Consider the following 18733-nt stretch of genomic DNA (forward strand, 5'->3'; position numbering starts at 1 on the left):
CGTACATAAAAAAGGCGCTCTTTACGGCGCCTTTTTCTTAAATCATTTAAAAGTTAAAGATCTTTGAACAACTATTACTTGTTAGATCTCTTCCTCATGCTTGCATCCAACACTTTTTTACGAAGACGCAAGTTCTGAGGAGTCACTTCCAATAGTTCATCATCATCCAAAAACTCGATGGATTGTTCCAAAGTGAGTTTTTTAGGAGGAGTGAGACGAATCGCATCGTCAGATCCGGAAGCACGAACGTTTGTGAGTTTTTTCTCTCTCACTGGGTTTACTTCCAAATCAGAATCACGACTGTTGATTCCTAAGATCATTCCAGGATATACGGAGATTTGCGGTTCGATGAAAAGATCCCCTCTTTCCTGAACTTTCCAAAGAGCGTAAGCAGTCGCTTCTCCTGAGTCCATAGAAATCAAAGCTCCGTTCTTTCTTCCAGGAATTTCACCTTTGTATTTGTCGAATTTAAGGAAGCGGCTGGACATTACTCCTTCCCCTCTTGTTTCAGAGATGAAATGACCTCTGAAACCGATGAGTCCTCTTGTAGGAATGATGTATTCCACACGAGTGATTCCGGAAGTATGAGCATCCATTCCTTGCATTTCCCCTTTACGGCGGTTGAGTTCTTGGATCACAGCACCGGAGTATTGGTCCGGTAAATCCATCACCAAAGTTTCGTAAGGTTCTGTTTTTTCTCCGTTTTCATCTTTTTTCAAAATTACTTCCGGTCTGGAAACTTGAAGTTCGTATCCTTCTCTTCTCATGGTTTCGATCAAGATGGATAAGTGGAGTTCTCCTCTTCCCAAAATTTTGAAACGATCTTTGTCTTCTGTTTCTTCCAAACGGAGAGCCACATTCGTTTCCAATTCTCTGTCCAATCTTTCACGCAAGTTTCTAGTAGTGACGAACTTACCTTCTTTTCCTGCGAATGGAGAGTTGTTTACCATAAAGAACATGGAAACGGTAGGTTCTTCCACTTGGATGGCAGGAAGAGGAAGAGGATTTCCTAAATCACAAACCGTATCTCCGATAAACACGTCAGGAATTCCCGCAAGAGCTACGATATCTCCGGAAGATGCTTCTTCGATTTCGTAACGAGTGAGTCCTTCGTAACCGTAAAGTTTGGTGATTTTATAATTAGCAGTAGTTCCGTTTGTTTTAGCGAGAGTGACATCTCCCCCTTTACGGATTTTTCCGGCATACATCTTGCCGATGGCGATACGACCAACGTATTCATTGTAATCCAAAGCAGTTACCTGGAATTGAAGAGGTCTTGTGTCGTTGATTTCCACAGGAGGAACATGAGCCAAAACCTTATCCAAAAGAGGTTCAATGTTGGTTCCAGGAGCTTCAGAAAGCTCATTCACCGCCCAACCTTGTTTTGCGGATGCGTAGATGATAGGAAAGTCCAACTGCTCTTCCGTAGCACCTAAGTCGGAAAATAAATCGAATACTTTATCTACAGCAAAACCCGGTCTGGCACCGTCTCTATCCACTTTATTCACTACCACAATCGGTTTGTGGCCTAACTGGAGGGATTTACCCAAAACGAAACGAGTTTGAGGCATAGGGCCGTCAAAAGCGTCGATCAGAAGAAGTGTACAGTCCGTCATGGACAGAACCCTTTCTACTTCCCCGCCGAAGTCGGCGTGGCCTGGAGTATCTACGATATTAATTCTTGTGTTTTTATACTTTACAGAAGTGTTTTTTGCCAGGATTGTAATCCCTTTCTCCTGTTCCAAAGCGTTCGAGTCCATGATTCTTTCTCGATCTTCTTTGGCTGTGACCGCGCCTGTATGGCGTAAGATACAATCGGTAAGGGTGGTCTTCCCATGGTCTACGTGTGCGATAATTGCGATGTTCCGGATTTCCATTATTTTTACCAAAAATTAAGAAAGCTCTTTCATGTCGATGTAGATTTATATTTGACAAGGTGGTAGACATAGAAATCCTGGTAAGAACCACTAGTTTGAGATTAGGAAAGGTTTATGTTCGCAATTATTGAACTCGGAGCAAAACAATTTAAGGTAGCTCCTGAACAAGTATTTACAGCTGATAAAACAGGAATTACTGTAGGAAATACATTGGATGCAAAGGTTCTTCTCCTTTCCGACAATAACAAAGTAAACATCGGAGCTCCTGCACTTGCCGGCGCAAAAGTTACTTTGAAAGTCCTAGAAGACTGCAAAGCAAATAAAATCCACGGTTTTAAATACAAAAAGCGTAAGAACTACAAAAAAGCTTGGGGACACAGACAACAACTCCAAAAGCTGCAAGTAGTTTCTATCAGCGGTTAATTGATTCATACAAAAGTATACTACCAAGGAGGTCGTATCGCAGGTTTCCATGTAGAAGGTCATTCCCCTAAAGAATGGGGAAACAAAGGAGAAAATCTTCTTTGTGCAGGAGTTTCCACTCTAGTTCAGAGTGCTCACTCTTACTTAAGCTGGCAAAAAGCATTGGAAAAAGAAAAAAAGGAAGATGGTGATTTGGAGTTTTTGATCTCTTCAGAAAAACAAGAGAACTATCAAAATCTACTCCAAATGGTAGAGTTCGGCTTAAAAGCACTCTCCTCCCAATATCCGGATGCGATTCGAATCCAAGAAGAAATAATAAAGAGGTAAGGAAATGGCTACAAAGAAAGGCGGGGGATCCACAAAGAACGGTCGTGATTCGGTATCGAAACGTTTAGGCGTAAAAGTTTACGGCGGTCAATTGGCTATTGCCGGAAACATCATCGTAAGACAACGCGGAACTGAATTCAAACCTGGAAAGAACGTAGGGATTGGTCGTGACCACACTCTATATGCTTTGACTGACGGTGTTGTAACTTTCGAACATGTAACGAAAGAAAGACAACAAGTTTCCGTTTACCCAAAAAACTAATCTGCTCACAAAATCAGTGAGCATGAAAACCCGTTCGAGGCAAACCTCCGACGGGTTTTTTTATTAAAACCCCATGAGCAGTTTTATTGATGAAGTTCCCATTCGAGTGAGAGCCGGACACGGCGGTGCAGGTTCCGTACATTTCCACAAAGAAAAATTCGTGGAATTCGGAGGCCCCGACGGAGGAGACGGAGGAATGGGCGGCAATGTCACGTTAGTTGCCGAAGCAAGAATGATGACTTTGGAAAATTATCTCCCCGACAGACTCTACTCTGCAGCGGACGGAGATCCTGGTCTCGGCCAAAATAGAACGGGAAAACACGGAGAAGATCTAGTTCTCAAAGTCCCTGTCGGCACACAAGTGTTCGACGAACAAACGAGGGAACTCCTCCACGACTTTACCGAAGATGCGGAAACTTTCGTTCTCGCCAAGGGAGGAAGAGGAGGAAAAGGAAACGTATTTTTCAAATCATCCACTCACCAAACACCTCGTTTTGCGCAGCCGGGAGAAGACGGAGAAGAATTATCCATCATCCTTCAGTTGAAACTTCTGGCGGATATAGGGATCGTGGGTCTTCCGAATGCGGGAAAATCCACCCTACTTTCTAAAATCACTCATGCACATCCCAAGATCGCAGGTTATGCTTTCACTACACTTTCTCCTAATTTAGGAGTCGTTCACCGTTTCAATGATATGTTTCGTTATACCGTAGCGGACATTCCAGGAATCATTGAAGGGGCGTCTAAAGGAGTGGGACTTGGTCTTTCCTTTTTGAAGCATATCGAAAGAGTGCAAGGGATTTTGTTCCTGTTCGACGGAGGAAACCTCATTCTGGAAGAAGAATTGGAAATGCTCCGAAACGAATTGGGATCCTATAACAAAACTCTTCTTGAGAAACCGTTTCTGATCGTAATCAATAAGATGGATATTTGGGATGATCCTGCGTTTACCGAAGAAATCAAAGCAACCTACTCTCATTTGGGAGAGATCGTTTTCATTTCCGCAGACAAAGAGATGAATCTGGAATATCTGATGGAAAGGATCGATAAAGTTTTTTTATGGGAAAGATCCAAACTTGCGTATGAGAACTAGAAAGGATTATTTAGAAAAAATAAGATCCGCAAAAACCATCGTGATCAAAATCGGCTCCGCGCGAGTTTCCGGTGAGAGTCCCAAAATCAACGATTTCCTTTTCGGTTTGGCGGGAGACATCCGCGCTCTCAGAGACCAAGGTAAGGAAGTGATTTTAGTTTCTTCCGGAGCCATAGCACAAGGCAAAAAATTATACAATGAAATATACAGAAAGGAAGTGAACGGCTCAGTCACCCTTTCCGAAAAACAAGCGTTTGCTGCTATGGGGCAAAACAGACTTCTTAATCTTTACGACAGTTTTTTCAGCAGAGTGAATCTTCCTATCGCACAGATTTTATTCGGCCGCCATGATCTTTATGAGGAAAAACATCTTTCCAATTTGAAAAACACATTTCGCCAACTTTTGGATTGGGGGATTTTGCCCATCGTCAACGAAAACGATTCCATTGCCACGGAAGAGATTAAAATCGGAGACAATGATATTTTATCTTCCATAGTCGCTTCCATTGTAGGAGCCGATCTGTTGATGATTCTCACAGGTGTGGACGGATTTTTAATCGAAGGCAAAAAACAATCCTTGTTGGAAGAGATCGGAGAAAAAGAGGAATCTTTTGCTACCGGTCCCTCCGGTCCAGGCACGGGAGGAATGGCCACCAAATTGAAGGCGGCGAAACTTCTACTCCCTTTCGGAATCATCACAGGGATTTTGAACGGAGAAATCAAATCCTCTGTTTCCCGCTTTTTTCAGGAAGAAGATTTCGGAACGCTTGTCGCCAACGAAAATCACTCCCGCAAAACACCTACGGAAAGAGAAATCCAAAATCAATTTTTTGCCATTACAAAAGAAGAAGGAGAATCCGTATGACCACGAATTCATTTTCGGAAACGGCTCTGAGTGTCGCTAAACAAGCAAAAGCTGCCAGTCAAAAAATCAGATCCTTAAGCACAATGCGCAAAAATAAGGTTTTGGAAAGACTCATCCAAAATTTAAAGGCCTCTGAAACCCAAATCATTTCGGAAAACAAAAAAGACATGGAAAACGGAAAAACCAAAGGGCTTTCCGATGCTCTTTTGGATCGTCTTCTTTTGGATTCCAAACGAATCGCAAATATCATCAAAAGTTTGGAAGAAATCAAATCTTTGCCCGATCCTGTGGGAGAGGTTGTAAGAGGTACTACACTTCCCAACGGATTGGAGCTTGTCACAAAAAGAGTTCCGATCGGAGTCGTAATGACCATTTACGAATCCAGACCGAATGTCACCATCGATATCGCAGCGCTTTCCTTTAAATCGGGAAATGCATGTATCTTAAGGGGAGGATCGGAAGCGTTTCATTCCAATCTGTTTCTCAGCGGACTTTTCCATAAAACATTGGAAGAGGAAAATATCGACAAGGCTTGTGTTTCTTTCGTAGAAAATACGGAAAGAGAAGCAATGGTTCCTTTTTTTCACTTGGACAGTTACATCGATCTTATCGTCCCTAGAGGAGGAGAAGCTCTCATCCAATTCGTATCTCAGAACAGTAAAGTGCCTGTCGTAAAACACGATAAAGGCGTTACCAATTTATTCGTAGATGTTTCCGCAGATCCTAAAATCGTTCTTCCCATCCTACTGAATTCCAAAGCACAAAGACCGGGAGTCTGTAACGCTTTGGAAAACCTTCTTTTACATAAAGATTATCCCCATAGAAAAGAACTTCTCACTTCTTTGGAAAAAGAAGGAATTCGTCTTCTTTTGGATACGGATACAAAAACACTTCTTCCTTCCGCAGAACTTGCCACAGACGAAGATTACTTTACTGAATTTTTAGACCTAAGACTTAGCGTAAAAACTGTCTCTTCCTTGGATGAAGCCATGGATTTCATTCGAATTCATAGTTCAGGACATACGGAATGTATTCTTTCCGAGGACATAAGCTCCGTGAGAAGATTTCAATCGGAACTAGACAGCGCTGCGATTTTTGTGAACTGCTCCACACGTTTTCACGACGGAGGAGAATTCGGATTAGGTGCGGAAGTGGGAATCTCGACAGGAAAACTACATGTTCGCGGACCGATGGGGCTCATCCACTTAACGACTACAACTACATTTGTAACCGGATCCGGGCAAACGAGAGGATGAGATGATTGTCGTCTACGGCGGAAGTTTCGACCCTCCTCATTTAGGTCATTTTCGAATCGTAGAGACAATTTTATCCAAGATCACATCCGTATCAAAAATATGGATCGTTCCGAACGCCATTTCTCCATTTAAAAAAAGCAAATCCCTTTCCGCTGACGATATTTGGGAACTATGCAAATTGACATTTCAATCTTTGTTAGGTGAAAAAGTCCTATTATCCGATGTGGAAATCAAAGATCAAAAAATCAGCTACACATTCGATACTGTCGCCAAAATAAAAGAAAACCATCCGAAAGAAACGATCGGTCTTTGCATCGGGGAAGACAGCCTCACTGGTCTCCACCAATGGTATAGATTCGAAGAATTGAATTCCATCCTCAGTTCTTTTTTCGTATTGAGAAGACATACACCATCTCCCCTTCCTCTTACCTTCCCCAGTTTGGAAATTCAAAACAAATCGGAAGTGTTGGACAATGAACTTTGGGACATTTCTTCCTCTCGTATCAGAAATGATAGAGATTTAGAATATGCAAAACAATGGATGAATCCGAATGCTCTGCGGTATTTGGCAGACAAGGGCTGGTTTTAGATTCGTGAAAACCGACTTCGAATGGATTCAATATTTCAAAACGATCGTTCCGGAAGAGATCACTTCCACAAGATGGGAACATTGTCTGAGAGTCGCAGGTTTTGCGGAGACTCTTTCAAGCATTCATTCCTATCCTAATCCGGAAAAAGCGTATCTGGTAGGGATTCTGCATGATATCACCAAACAAAAGAAAAACGAATTCCATTTGAAATATTTCGAAAAAGAACCGTCTCCGGAGTATGATAAAATTCCCAAAGAAGCGTATCATGCTTTCAGCGCTCCTATTTATTTGAAACACGACTTCGGCTATCATGACGAAGAAGTTTTATCCGCGATGCGCATCCACACTCTTGGCAAAAAAGACATGAGCCTCCTCCAAAAAATCATCTATGCCAGCGATTTTTTAGGCTCTGAATACGCCGAAAAACAGACCGATTTGCCCGTTTGGATTCGAAAAACGGAGGAAAATCTGAATTTCGGAATCTATCTCAAAGCGATGAAAACATTGAATAATCTGATTGAAACCAGAAATACCATCCACGACGATACTATTGTCACCTACAACCAGGCAGTACTTGCGTTAAAAGAAAGTTAAAATATAAATGATACAAGAACCTACCCATCCATCCAAAAAACCAGTTTATCTTTTGATCGCAGCAGGAGGGTTTTTAGTCTTAGCACTTCTGATTCTCAGCTTAAAGAACCGAGGCAATTTTTATGTGGATCAAAAACTATCCTCCTCGAAAAAAATTTCCATCTTAGTTCATATACTTTCAGATTCTGAGAAATATCTTTTTTCCTTCTATTCGGAGTTATATCCTCAGGAAAAAAAGGCGGCTCTATTTTTCGTAAATCCTCTGACCAGTTTTGAAGATGAGGAAAAATCTTTGGAAGAAAGAGGGAACAGCGCCCCAGGGCATTTGGAATCCTCCTTGGAAGATATTTTAGATCATTCCATCCAATACAAACTTACCATTTCGGAAACCAACTTCAAAGATCTAATCAATTTGTTAGGCGGCCTAGAAGTGTTCTTCGAACCTAAGTCCAGCAGAATCACGGATCGATACGAAAGAAAGGAAAAAGTGTACAACTTGGACGGAGAAGATTGTTTCGACGTCATTTCCCATCTGGAAGATAAAAAAACTCTTTCTTACTTCCGTCGTTTGGAAACCCAAGAAAGCGTGATTTTAACTCTTTTGGAATCCCTGCACTTGAAGAAAGATTTTCTGACAAAACAAAGAGTCACCCTTCTCCATGAAAGAATCGAAAACAATTTTTCCGCGAAAGACTGGGAGAGTCTGATCGATTTTCTAAAAAAAGAAAAGATTCAATACGGCGTTTCCGAACTTCCAGGAGAACCTATTGGCAGACCTAAGAAAAAAGATGAAATCCTTAAAGCGAAGAAAGACACTGTAAAAGTAGCGTTCACAAAATTTTCCTCCGATGTTCGTTCCATTTATTTCTCCGATGGGGAAAGAGCGAGAATCGAGGTTCTAAATGGAACAGCTAAAAACGGTTTGGCGAGATACGGGAAAGCACTTTTAAACGATAAAGGACTCAAAGTACTTACAGTAGACAATGCTTGGGAAAATAATTTTACTACAAGTGTGATTTTAAACCGCTCCGGAAACACACAATACACCGATTCCATATCGGAAACCTTTCAAGGAAGAAAGGTATTTTATGCACTCAGAAAAGACTTGGGACTGGATGCTACGGTCGTTTTAGGAGAAGATTTCCAAGGAACAAAGGAATAAGAATGACAGAAATCAGCAAAGAAACGCTTTCCCATATTCAAAAAATCAAACAATCGCTCGCTGATAAAAAATGCGATCAAATCCAAGTGTTGGATCTTCAGGATGTGAATTCTTATCTTTCCATATTCATCATCGCTACCGTAAAAACGGAAACACAAGGCAGATCCGTTGCGAAAGACATCGAAAAATTCATGAAACCTCTCAAACTTTCCGTGACAAGAAACCATCTAACAGATCTTCCCAAAGATGCAACCGGATGGATCCTTCTGGATTACGGTGAGATCTGCGTTCACATCATGACGGAAGAAATGAGAAACTACTACTCCCTAGACCGCCTTTGGGGAGATGCTAAAGTGATTGCGTAATCAATTGTTTTGTGGCTTCCCATCCCGTGACGGGGGCCGCACAAGCCAGGTTTTTACAAACATAAACTAGGTGGGTATCCCCCGCACCCCTTCCCTGCAGCAGAGGAATTTCGGAAGAAAGATGTTTCGCATGTTCCTCTTCCATAATCACCCAAGCCACATTCGGATATGAATGAGAGTGCAATCCGTCCAAAATCTCTTTCACATCTTCGATGTGATCTTGTTTGTAGATGACTGCCACTTCCACCAACCCCTTCGACCAAATCAGATACGCATCCAACATAGAAGGATAACTGAGAGAATTCGTATTGATTTCTTTCCGGAAATAAGAGAATATTTTGCCGGCTTTATCCCAATGTTTCGAAGGTTCGATTCCTAAGCCGGAAAGAAGTAAAAACACATGTGCCAATGTGGAGTTACCGGAAGGTTCCACCCCGTCATAACCTTCTATCGACCGAACAATCAAATCGTTGTTTGTTGAAATCGATTCATAATAGGCTCCAGCAGGAGAAGCAAAATGTGTTTCGATTATATTCAGAGTTTCCATAGCAGTATGAAAGAACTGGGAAGACATGGTTTCCTGAAAGAGCATAAGTGATGCCATTACGAACTCTGCATAGTCCGTCAAATTTCCGGGGAACCTCGCTTCTTTTTCTCTGTATCTTCTGAATAAAAATCCGTTTTTATCTCTCAGATGGCTGAGTAAAAAATGATACACATGCAAAGCATCCTTCAGATAGGTTTCATTGTTTGTCGCACGAAAACACTGCACCAATGCTTTGATATAAAGACAATTCCATGCAGTGATGACTTTATCGTCCCGAAGAGGTCGAATTCGTTTGGATCTTTCGTCCAGTAAAATCTGTCTTTTGAGTTTCAGTTTTTCTTGGAACGTTTCCGTTAAGGAAATATTATCCCGGTAAGGATTTTTTCCGGAAAAATAGATATTTAGAATATTCTTTTCCTCGAAATTTCCTTCTTCGGTCACATTCCAGTAATTTTTAATTTCCTCGTCCGCAACGAGAGAATCGAATTCCTTTTCGGACCAAACATAAAATTTGCCTTCTTCCCCTTCGGAATCTGCATCTTCCGCACTTGCGATTCCTCCTTGGTCCAAACTCATGTCCCTTCGGATATAATGAACGATATCTTCGATCGATTCCGCCAAAAAAGAATGTCTTGTTGCAATGAATAGTCCTGATAATGCGGAAAGGAAAAGGGAATTATCGTACAACATCTTTTCGAAGTGAGGTACAAGCCATTCGTGGTCGGTGGAATATCTGCAAAGACCTCCTCCGATTTGATCGTAAATGCCTCCCGACTTCATCGCATACGCAGTATTAAATGCAATTTCCAGAGCGGCTTCGTCCCTGAAAAAATGATGGTAATGTACCAAAAAGGATAAAGCCATGCTGGGAGGAAATTTATTCTGCTGGTTCATCTTAAATCCGAAAAAATTCGGATCATAAACCTTTTTGTATGTGGAAACGGTTCTTTCGAAAACGTCTTTGTCGGGAAGTTCGGAACCTTCTTCCGTTTTCTCTGAATTTCTTAGGTAATCAGCCAGGTCTGCTGCCGCTTGTATCAATTCTTCTCTTTGATTTCTCCAAGCCTGCTCAACAAGCAACAATACTTCCTTAAATCCCTTTCTTCCGTATCGATTTTCCGGAGGAAAGTATGTGCCTCCCAAGATCGGTTCTTTGTTAGGGGTAAGAAATAAATTGAGCGGCCATCCTCCTTGCTGCCCCATGGCATGTAGTGCATCCATGTACAGTTTGTCTATGTCCGGCCTCTCTTCTCTGTCCAATTTGATGGCAACGAAATGTCTGTTTAGAATTTCCGCAGTTTTGTCATCTTCGAAGGACTCTTTTTCCATAACATGACACCAATGGCAGGTAGAATACCCAATGGATAACAGAATGATTTTGTCTTCGGTTCTCGCTTTTTCGAAAGCCTCATCCCCCCAAGCGTACCAGTCGACCGGGTTGTAAGCATGCTGTAATAAATATGGACTTTTCTCGTGAATGAGATGGTTAGGTTTTCGGTCGGCTTGCAAGAAATTTCCCCTCATCATTGAAAACAATGATGCCTGAGTAAACTTTTCCTATTTTGTGTTGATTGACAAGATTGATTTTTCGATCCTGTCAAATGAGGGGTAGAAAAAGAAAATCCATTGAAACCAGTTCTTTCCCTTTTTAATTTACGTTTCATCCAGACCCAAATGTTGACCAAGTGTTTAGTATTCTTAGGTTTATCCGTTCTGGTCACACCGATTCTCTCCGAAGACTCTTTCGAAGAACAAATGAGAAGGCTGAATACTTCCGAATGGGAAGTGGGCTTGGCGAATCTTCCCGAGGAAAAAAATACTTCCGAAACAAAAAAACTTCGCCTTACGATTTCTCAAGCAATCGAGCAGGTAATCGAAAACAATATCATCGTTCAAAATGCAAAACTTGAGATCATCAAAGCGGATACTCCAGAGCTGAAAAATGAATCCAAATTTGCTTGGAGAGCTTTGGCGGGAATTCAATCTTCCAAACAATACTTTCCGAATAACAGAAACAACATCTTTCTAGGAACGATCAGAGGCCAAGATAAGATTTCCGCAGGGATCGAAAAACAGTTTAAAATGGGCACCTATTTTAAAACGGAAGTTTCAACGGTTCGTTACGATACGAACGCATTTGAAAATCCGAACGATCCGAATGCGGCCTCCTTCGCTCCTTTGGCAGCTCCTCCTATGTATACGGGAGCTGTATCCGTCACTCTTTCACAAGAGCTTTTGAAATACGGATTCGGAAAAACCGAAGAGGAAAAAGAAAAAATCCTCAAAAGCCAAACGGCACTCATTCGAGAAAATTATATCAACGTACTTACTCAGTTAGTCGTAAAAATTCTGGTAGATTACTGGAGTTTAGGAATCGTCGATTCGCAAATCGTCACCTATGAAAAAGTCCTAAAAAATACGGACGAAATCAGAAGACTCACTGCGCGCAAAGCTGGTTTAGGACTTTCTGAAGGTTTCGAAGTCAACCAATGGAATCAAGCTTACTTAAGAACCTCTTCCCTTTTGGAAAAAGCGAAAGTGGATCGATTGGAAGCGGAAAGAAATTTAGTTCGCGTATTAAATGTAGATCCTAGTTCCAGCGTCGAAGGAGTCACGGATTTAAGTGAAACTCTTCCTACAGGAATCAATAAGGAAGCGGACAAAAAGTACGCACTTGCCAATCGAATCGACTATTTGATTTTACTCAGACAAAGAGAGGTGGCAAAACTGTTGTTATCGACAGCCCTTGCCGAAGACGATCCTTCTTTAAAAGCAAGCATCACATACAGTTCCATCGGACAAAATTTCATGTCTCCTCAAGAGAACTTTTTGGCAAGAGCCAACGGAGTGACTTCTCTTACGGCATTTCCTCAACTTTATGCGGAAATGAAAATGAGTTATCCTCTTTGGGATTTAGGAGTGAAAGCGGGAATCAAGGAAGCGGAAACGAATCAAAAAATGATCGATCTGCAGATTTCCAATTTAGAACAAGAAATCACCCAGGAAATAGATACCCGTTATGAGATGGTAGTCTCCAGTCATAAACTTTTAGAAGATCTGAAAAAGACGAGAAAAGAAACGGAAACATATTACGAAGGTTTGATGACCAGATTCCGCCAAGGAAGATTCACCGCCCTTCACGTAAAAAACGCACTCGATTCTCTCGCACAATCAGAGTTAAGCGTTTCTCAGGCAAAAATTAATTATAATATCAATTTGGTTCGTTACGAGCTGGCAAAAAATTCCCTTTTCGACAAATACGGTGTCGATCTCTATGGAATTCTTGCCGAAGTAGAAAAAAGAGCCAAATTGGAAACAGATAAGTTATAATTATGGAAATCTCCTCCGCAAGAAAAGAAGAACTGGTTCGTTACAGACGAACCATTCATAAACTTCCCGAACTGAAATACGAAGAAAAACAAACTGCTGCCTTTGTTTCTTCCCACTTACGAAAATTAGGTTATAGTTTCGAAGAAAATATTGCGGAAACCGGAATCGTCTGCCTGGTAGATTCAGGTCTTCCTGGAAAAACGGTTCTCGTGCGGGCGGATATGGATGCTCTCCCCATTCTGGAAGAAAATCATCACGATTACAAAAGCACCGTAGACGGCAAAATGCATGCCTGCGGTCACGACGGTCATACTAGCGTTCTCATGGGGCTTTCTTCCGAGCTCAAAGAATCTCTTTCCAGTTTCGTTCCCAAAGGAAGAGTTCTTCTTTGTTTCCAACCAGCCGAAGAAGGCGGTTCCGGCGCGGATAAGATGATCGAAGCTGGAATTTTGGAGAAATACAATGTGGATGCTTGTTTTGCGCTGCATGTATGGAATCATATCGATTTAGGAAAGTTAGGCGTAGTTAACGGAACGATGATGGCTTCCGTAGACGAATTTCATATCGTTGTCAAAGGTACGAGCGGTCACGGCGCTATGCCGCAACATACTGTGGATCCTATCGTAGTCGGTGCTCATATCGTTACCGCCTTACAAACGATCGTTTCCAGAAATGTGGATCCTTTAGAACCTTGTGTTGTTACTGTAGGGTCTTTCCATTCGGGAAACGCATTCAATGTCATTCCGGAAACGGCTGAACTCAGAGGAACAGTAAGAACCTATTCCAAAGAAGTTTATGAATCTGTTCCTTTAAAACTGGAAAAACTAGTGAAAGGAGTCGCCTCTTCTTTCGGAGCCGAAGTGGAGTTCAATTACACTCGAGTCGACAAACCGACGATCAACGACCCTGAGATGGCGGACATCGTTCGAAAGGCTGGAAAAAAAATCCTAGGTCCGGACTCCATTACGGAAGAAAACACACGAACCATGGGAGGGGAAGATTTTTCCGCCTTCCTGATGAAACGCCCAGGCTGTTACTTTTTCATCGGTTCCAGAAACGAATCCAAAGGTTATGTACATTCTCATCATAGTTCTTTTTTCGATTTCGATGAAGACTCCCTTCCCATCGGACTTTCGGTGATGAAAGAAGTCATCAAAACCTATTTAGAAACAGGCTAAATCCTTTTTTTCAAATTTTGGAAATTATCCTTTACATAAGTTTTATCCGAGAAATTAGTTAGATATCTAATCTTTTTGCAAGGAATCAAAAATGATCCATTTCGAAAACCAATCAGGAATCATCACAATCTCCATCGATACGAACGAATCCAACAGCTTCGATTTGAATAGTTTCCGGGAATTAAACGAGAGACTGGATGCCGCTTATAAAGAGAACGGTAAAGTTTTGATCTTAAGAAGTTCCCGTCCTAAAGTTTTTTCCCAAGGACTCAACCTAAGCCAATTGAACGGAGAAAAAGACGAATCCGTTTTAAGAACATTTTTGGGATACTTCTACGAGATTTTACAAAAGATATATTTTTTTCCTGCTCCCGTCATTGCGGAATTAGGCGGCCATGCGATGGGTTACGGAGCGATGTTGGCTTTGGTCAGCGATTTTCGTTACGGCCTGGAAAACGCAAGGATCGGGCTTCCCGAAGTAAAAATAGGAATTAGAGTTCCCGCATTCATCATTCAATTATTGGCGGATGTTATTGGAAAAAACGAAGCGAAAGAACATGTTCTTTTGGGAGATGCTTATAAAACTTCGGAAGCTCTGGAAATAGGACTTTTGGACGAATTGTATTCGGATCCTGAAAAACTAAAGGAATCCGTTTCTAAATTTGCAGTGAAGATTTCAAAAAATTCGAAAGAGGCCACTGCAGCAACGAAAGAAGCGATCCGATCCTTATCTACGGATCTCAAAGCCACGATTCTTTTGGATTTGGAAAAAACTTTTTCCAATTTGAAGACAAAGGATGCGATAGAAGGAGTGAACGCAGCTGTAGAAGGAAGAAGGCCGAACTTCAACTAACAGCTTAAAGCTTTTTTCTGGTATGGAGATATACTTTCTCCAAAAGCAGATACAAATCTTCTGATTCTTTCTCATTCACTCCCCAGAGGGAAAGGGAAAAAACTCTGGAGCTGATGCGAAGGGCAATGGGACGAAATCCCCTGCCCTTTTTCGTAAGATGGACTTTATATTCCCTTTTGTCTTCCTCTGAAATCTCCTTATTCACAAGACCTATACTTTCCAATTTATTGACTAAAATGGTGACGGTAGGTTTTTTTCTATGAATCGCCTCGGAGATGTTGGTCATATTCTGAGAGTCTTTTTTACGGATGAGATAGGTTAAAATCTCGAAATGAGATGCGGATAAGGAAGGATATCCCACTTTCTTTAATTCCTGTTCAATTGTATCCGTCAAAAATTCGGACAGTCTCCCTATGAATTGAACGGAATTAAATCGGTCGTTTTTTCTCACTGGAAGAAATCCGATCGCCTATTATGATTTTAACGCTTCTATTTCCGAAATCTCTTTAGGAATTGCAGCGGTTAGGTTTACAGGATTTTTACCGTCGATCAAAATATCGTCTTCGATTCGGATTCCTATCCCTCTGAATTCTTCCGGGATGGTTTCGTCTTCCGGATCGAAATAAAGTCCAGGTTCCACAGTGATGATTTGGCCGTTCTTTAACTGTCTGCTTTTGCCTTCGATATAGTATTTTCCAACGTCGTGCACATCCATTCCCAGATAGTGTCCTGTTCTATGCATATAAAACTTACGATAAGTTCCTTTTTCGATGATGCTGTCGATGCTTCCCGTTAAAAATCCCATTTCTTTCAAACAATCGGCCAAAAAATAGACCGTCTTTTTATGAATTTCATTGAATTCGACTCCTTCTTTGGAATATTGAATCGCATTCTTTTGGGAATGAAGCACAACTTCATAGATAGTCTTTTGTGCTTCCGTAAATTTTTTCCCTGCGGGGAAAACTCTGGTTACGTCTGCGGTGTAATAGTTCCATTCCGCACCGGAATCGACTAACACTAAATCGTTGTCTTTCAAAACGCAGTTGTTGTCCACATAGTGCAAAATGCACGCATTTTTACCTGCAGCAACGATATGTCCGTATCCTCCACCCCAGGAGCCGTGTTTCAGATACTCCGCTTCCAAAATGGATTCCAATTCGAATTCGTACATTCCCGGTTTGGATTCTTTGATGATTCTTTCGTGTCCTAAATGAGTGATATGAGCGGCCTGAGAGATGATTTGGATCTCTTCCTTGGACTTTTGCATTCTCATTTCATGAAGAAATGCAGGTTCGATGATTTTTTCAGGTCCGAAATTTCCTTCCCTGGCTCTGGATGAAACAAGTTTCGCTGTTTGGATCAGATCTTTGTCTCTATCCGAATCGATTCCGAAAAAATAATAAAGAGTATGATTTCCCAAAAGAAGTTCCGTTTTTTGGGAATCCCAATCGGACAAATCGTAAGTAACATCTAACTTTAGTTTTTCTTTAATTTTCTGTTTTCCAAGGCGGATTCCCGTCCAAATTTCCTTTTCCTTATCCTTGGGAAGGCAGAACATCCCCGCTTGTTTTTTCGAAATAAACAGAATCGCGTCCGATTCTACAATTCCGGTCAGATAATAAAAATCGGAATCCTGCCGGAACTTATATTCCACATCTCTGTTCCGGATTTTATGTTGTGCGGCAAAGAGGAAAAGAATCTCTCCATCACCTAATTTTGATTTTACTTCTTCGATTCTTTTGATATAGACGGAATCACTTACTTCTTTCATTTTAATTGCGGATTTCATTCTTCTTTCAATATCTCCTCTAAAGAGTCAAAAATTTTCTGTGGTTGTTGGTCCAACATACATCGGAAATGGGATTCAGGGCAAATCCTTCCTCCGTGAATTCCGCAAGGCCTACATTTTAGACCTGTGATTTCCATGATTTTCTGTTTTTCGGAAAGTGTGGAGTATCCGAAAGCGGGAACGGTCGCTCCATAGATCATCACAGTAGGGATGTTAAATGCCGATGCGAAATGGATCGGACTGGAGTCGTTGGAAATCACCGCCTTGGCATTTTGAATCCAAACGGAAAGTTCCGATAAACTTGTTTTCCCGATGAGAGATAAAAAACGAGATCTTTCTTTCTCCCTCAAAGGCTCTATCCCTAAGAGAGAACGGATTTTTTCCTCAATGGGAAGATCTGCTTTAGAGCCGATTAGGATCACATTCTCGGTTCGTTTTCTTAAAATCAGACTGATGACACTGGCGAACTTTTCTTCCGGCATCCTTTTGGTTTCCCACAAAGAGGACGCTGCGATGAGTATATAATTTTTTTCAGCGATCTTCAAAGAAGAAGAAAGGGTTTGGAATTTTTTTTCATCCGCTTCCTTGAGATAGAGATACGGCCTTCTTTCCCTTCCCCTGGGGTATTCCGATTCGGAGGAAAACAATAAGGAAAATAATTTATCGACTTCATGAGGACCCAGTCTGGGTCTAGAGACGGATTTTGTATGTAAAAATGAGAATCCTGACTCTTTGTATCCGATTCGAATAGGAGCGCCTGTCAGACGACTGAGGATACTGGAGCGAAACGAAAAATGAGGAGAATAAACAAGATCGTATTTTTCCCTTCTCAGAGAAAAGGCGAATTCCAGAAAACGGAAGATATTTTTTTTAATTCTTTTTTTATCGAGAGGAATCAGTTTTTGAATGTCCGGATTTCCATCTAATACCTGTTCTGTTCCTTGATTTACAATGAGATGAATTTCCGAATCTGGAAACAAATTTTTAACCGCCCTAAAGAAAGGAGTCGATAGAATCAAATCCCCCAAAAAGGCAGTTTGTATGATGAGTATCTTTTGGTTCATTTCTCTCTTTCTAGGATGGTAGCAAAATTGTTCGTTGCCAGTCCACCAATACTATGAGAGAGAGCGATTCGTTTCTCCTGCCAAAGATCGAAAAACCTGCAGATTTCTACGATCTGTGCCAACCCGGAAGCTCCTACCGGATGTCCTCTGGACTTGAGCCCTCCGGACGCATTGATGGGAAGCTGCCCTTCCGGATGAGTAAGCCCGCTTACCACCTTGGCAAGAGCTTCTCCTCTTCCAAAAAGCCCTGCATCCTCCGCACCTATGATTTCGAAAGGAGTGAATGCATCATGAAGTTCCGCAAAATCCACATCCTTGGGACCGACTCCCGCTTCTTCATAGGCTTTGCCGAAGGCAGTCACACTGGAGGAAAAACTGGGATCACCCGAGGGAAGAAATGCGGCAGTTCCATGTCCCATCCCTTTCACGCTCACCTTACTTTTTTCTGCGGAAAGGATCACGGAAGCGCATCCGTCCGAAAGAGGAGATATATCGTAAAGTCCCAAAGGGCTGGTGATCATAGGTTGTTTTTCATAATCTTCCCAAGTCAGATTTTTTTTGATTTGGGCCTTCGGATTTTTTAAACCGTTATCGTGCAGTTTTTTGGAGATCGCAAACAAGTCTTTTGCCTTATAACCGTATAACTCTAGATAACGTCGAGTGAACATAGCACCGCCTTGCGCCATGGACATGCCCAACCTTCTTTGCTGGTCGGATAGAACGGAACCTAACAAAAGATTATTCTCTTCCCGATTCAACTGAGACATGATCTCAGTCGCTACGACTAACCCATGTTTAAATCTTCCGCTGAGAATGAGATTCACACCTAGTTGCAGTGCGGAAGCTCCTGAAGAAGACGCTGTTTCCACCCTTATAGAATAAGGATTTTTTAAACCCAAAGAAGATGCTAGTTTTGCAGGAAGATGATAGTCTTTCGTGTATACGTCAGGCGAAAAACCGGCATAAATGAGAAACTCTATCTTGTGAGATTGAAACTCATTTACTGATTGTTTGGTGGTTTGATAGGATAATTCAAGATGATTGCCAGTAAATTTGCCGAAATGACTGAGACTTGGACCATGAATAAAAACTTTCGCCATAAGAATATAGTTTAAGCTTGCAGTTATTGCGAAAGCATTTTATGCTTCCCTAAAGACA

At 41.6% G+C, this 18733-nt stretch carries 19 protein-coding genes; 13 read left to right on the forward strand and 6 right to left on the reverse strand.

Annotation, left to right across the window (positions count from 1 at the left end; translation table 11 throughout):
- Nucleotides 1-74: 74 nt before the first annotated feature.
- Complete coding sequence (typA, locus tag EHS15_RS14745) at nt 75-1877, reverse strand: translational GTPase TypA (protein WP_135761313.1); 1803 nt, start codon at nt 1875-1877, stop codon at nt 75-77.
- A 114-nt stretch (nt 1878-1991) separates the two neighbouring features.
- Between typA and rplU the strand changes: the two genes are divergently transcribed.
- The 10 genes from rplU (at nt 1992) to rsfS (ending at nt 8814) form a co-directional block, all read left to right on the forward strand.
- Nucleotides 1992-2300: a 50S ribosomal protein L21 gene (gene rplU, locus EHS15_RS14750; protein ID WP_135761314.1), complete on the forward strand. Its 309-nt coding sequence runs from the start codon at nt 1992-1994 to the stop codon at nt 2298-2300.
- A complete protein-coding gene (locus EHS15_RS14755; RefSeq protein WP_135761315.1) occupies nt 2301-2627 on the forward strand; it encodes a ribosomal-processing cysteine protease Prp in 327 nt (108 codons plus the stop codon).
- 4 nt (nt 2628-2631) lie between these two features.
- A complete protein-coding gene (rpmA, locus tag EHS15_RS14760; RefSeq protein WP_135761316.1) occupies nt 2632-2889 on the forward strand; it encodes a 50S ribosomal protein L27 in 258 nt (85 codons plus the stop codon).
- A gap of 73 nt (nt 2890-2962) precedes the next feature.
- A complete protein-coding gene (obgE, locus tag EHS15_RS14765) occupies nt 2963-3982 on the forward strand; it encodes a GTPase ObgE (RefSeq protein ID WP_135761317.1) in 1020 nt (339 codons plus the stop codon).
- Nucleotides 3972-4847: a glutamate 5-kinase gene (gene proB, locus EHS15_RS14770; protein ID WP_135761318.1), complete on the forward strand. Its 876-nt coding sequence runs from the start codon at nt 3972-3974 to the stop codon at nt 4845-4847. The genes obgE and proB overlap by 11 nt, the downstream gene beginning before the upstream one ends.
- Nucleotides 4844-6103, forward strand: a complete 1260-nt coding sequence (locus tag EHS15_RS14775) for a glutamate-5-semialdehyde dehydrogenase (protein ID WP_135761319.1) — start codon at nt 4844-4846, stop codon at nt 6101-6103. The genes proB and EHS15_RS14775 overlap by 4 nt, the downstream gene beginning before the upstream one ends.
- Before the next feature lies 1 nt (nt 6104).
- A complete protein-coding gene (nadD, locus tag EHS15_RS14780; protein ID WP_135761320.1) occupies nt 6105-6692 on the forward strand; it encodes a nicotinate (nicotinamide) nucleotide adenylyltransferase in 588 nt (195 codons plus the stop codon).
- A 4-nt stretch (nt 6693-6696) separates the two neighbouring features.
- Complete coding sequence (yqeK, locus tag EHS15_RS14785; RefSeq protein WP_246052176.1) at nt 6697-7287, forward strand: bis(5'-nucleosyl)-tetraphosphatase (symmetrical) YqeK; 591 nt, start codon at nt 6697-6699, stop codon at nt 7285-7287.
- Between the two features lie 7 nt (nt 7288-7294).
- Complete coding sequence (locus tag EHS15_RS14790; protein ID WP_135761322.1) at nt 7295-8449, forward strand: LCP family protein; 1155 nt, start codon at nt 7295-7297, stop codon at nt 8447-8449.
- 2 nt (nt 8450-8451) lie between these two features.
- Nucleotides 8452-8814, forward strand: coding sequence for a ribosome silencing factor (gene rsfS, locus EHS15_RS14795; protein ID WP_135761323.1), 363 nt, complete (start codon nt 8452-8454; stop codon nt 8812-8814).
- Here rsfS and EHS15_RS14800 read toward each other — a convergent pair.
- Entirely contained in the window at nt 8798-10885 is a 2088-nt protein-coding gene (locus tag EHS15_RS14800; protein WP_135761503.1) for a thioredoxin domain-containing protein, read from the reverse strand. The two genes, rsfS and EHS15_RS14800, sit on opposite strands and share 17 nt — an antisense overlap.
- A gap of 150 nt (nt 10886-11035) precedes the next feature.
- Between EHS15_RS14800 and EHS15_RS14805 the strand changes: the two genes are divergently transcribed.
- From EHS15_RS14805 to EHS15_RS14815, 3 genes are all read left to right on the forward strand, one after another.
- Complete coding sequence (locus EHS15_RS14805; protein WP_246052213.1) at nt 11036-12691, forward strand: TolC family protein; 1656 nt, start codon at nt 11036-11038, stop codon at nt 12689-12691.
- 2 nt (nt 12692-12693) lie between these two features.
- Nucleotides 12694-13869: a M20 metallopeptidase family protein gene (locus EHS15_RS14810; RefSeq protein ID WP_135761324.1), complete on the forward strand. Its 1176-nt coding sequence runs from the start codon at nt 12694-12696 to the stop codon at nt 13867-13869.
- Between the two features lie 91 nt (nt 13870-13960).
- On the forward strand, nt 13961-14722 hold the full coding sequence (locus EHS15_RS14815) for an enoyl-CoA hydratase/isomerase family protein (RefSeq protein WP_135761325.1): 762 nt from the start codon (nt 13961-13963) through the stop codon (nt 14720-14722).
- Nucleotides 14723-14726: 4 nt separating this feature from the next.
- Here the strand turns inward: EHS15_RS14815 and EHS15_RS14820 are convergent, their stop codons facing one another.
- Genes EHS15_RS14820 through EHS15_RS14835 form a run of 4 tightly spaced genes read right to left on the reverse strand, consistent with a single transcriptional unit; the run spans nt 14727 to nt 18675 of the window.
- Nucleotides 14727-15173: a MarR family winged helix-turn-helix transcriptional regulator gene (locus tag EHS15_RS14820; protein ID WP_135761326.1), complete on the reverse strand. Its 447-nt coding sequence runs from the start codon at nt 15171-15173 to the stop codon at nt 14727-14729.
- Between the two features lie 21 nt (nt 15174-15194).
- A complete protein-coding gene (locus EHS15_RS14825; RefSeq protein WP_425460650.1) occupies nt 15195-16493 on the reverse strand; it encodes an aminopeptidase P N-terminal domain-containing protein in 1299 nt (432 codons plus the stop codon).
- 14 nt (nt 16494-16507) lie between these two features.
- Nucleotides 16508-17575: a lipopolysaccharide heptosyltransferase II gene (waaF, locus tag EHS15_RS14830; protein WP_135761328.1), complete on the reverse strand. Its 1068-nt coding sequence runs from the start codon at nt 17573-17575 to the stop codon at nt 16508-16510.
- Nucleotides 17572-18675, reverse strand: a complete 1104-nt coding sequence (locus EHS15_RS14835) for a thiolase family protein (RefSeq protein ID WP_135761329.1) — start codon at nt 18673-18675, stop codon at nt 17572-17574. Before EHS15_RS14835 ends, waaF begins: the two co-directional genes overlap by 4 nt.
- Nucleotides 18676-18733 lie beyond the last annotated feature (58 nt).

The organism is Leptospira idonii (assembly GCF_004770995.1).
In the GTDB taxonomy this organism is placed as follows: domain Bacteria; phylum Spirochaetota; class Leptospiria; order Leptospirales; family Leptospiraceae; genus Leptospira_A; species Leptospira_A idonii.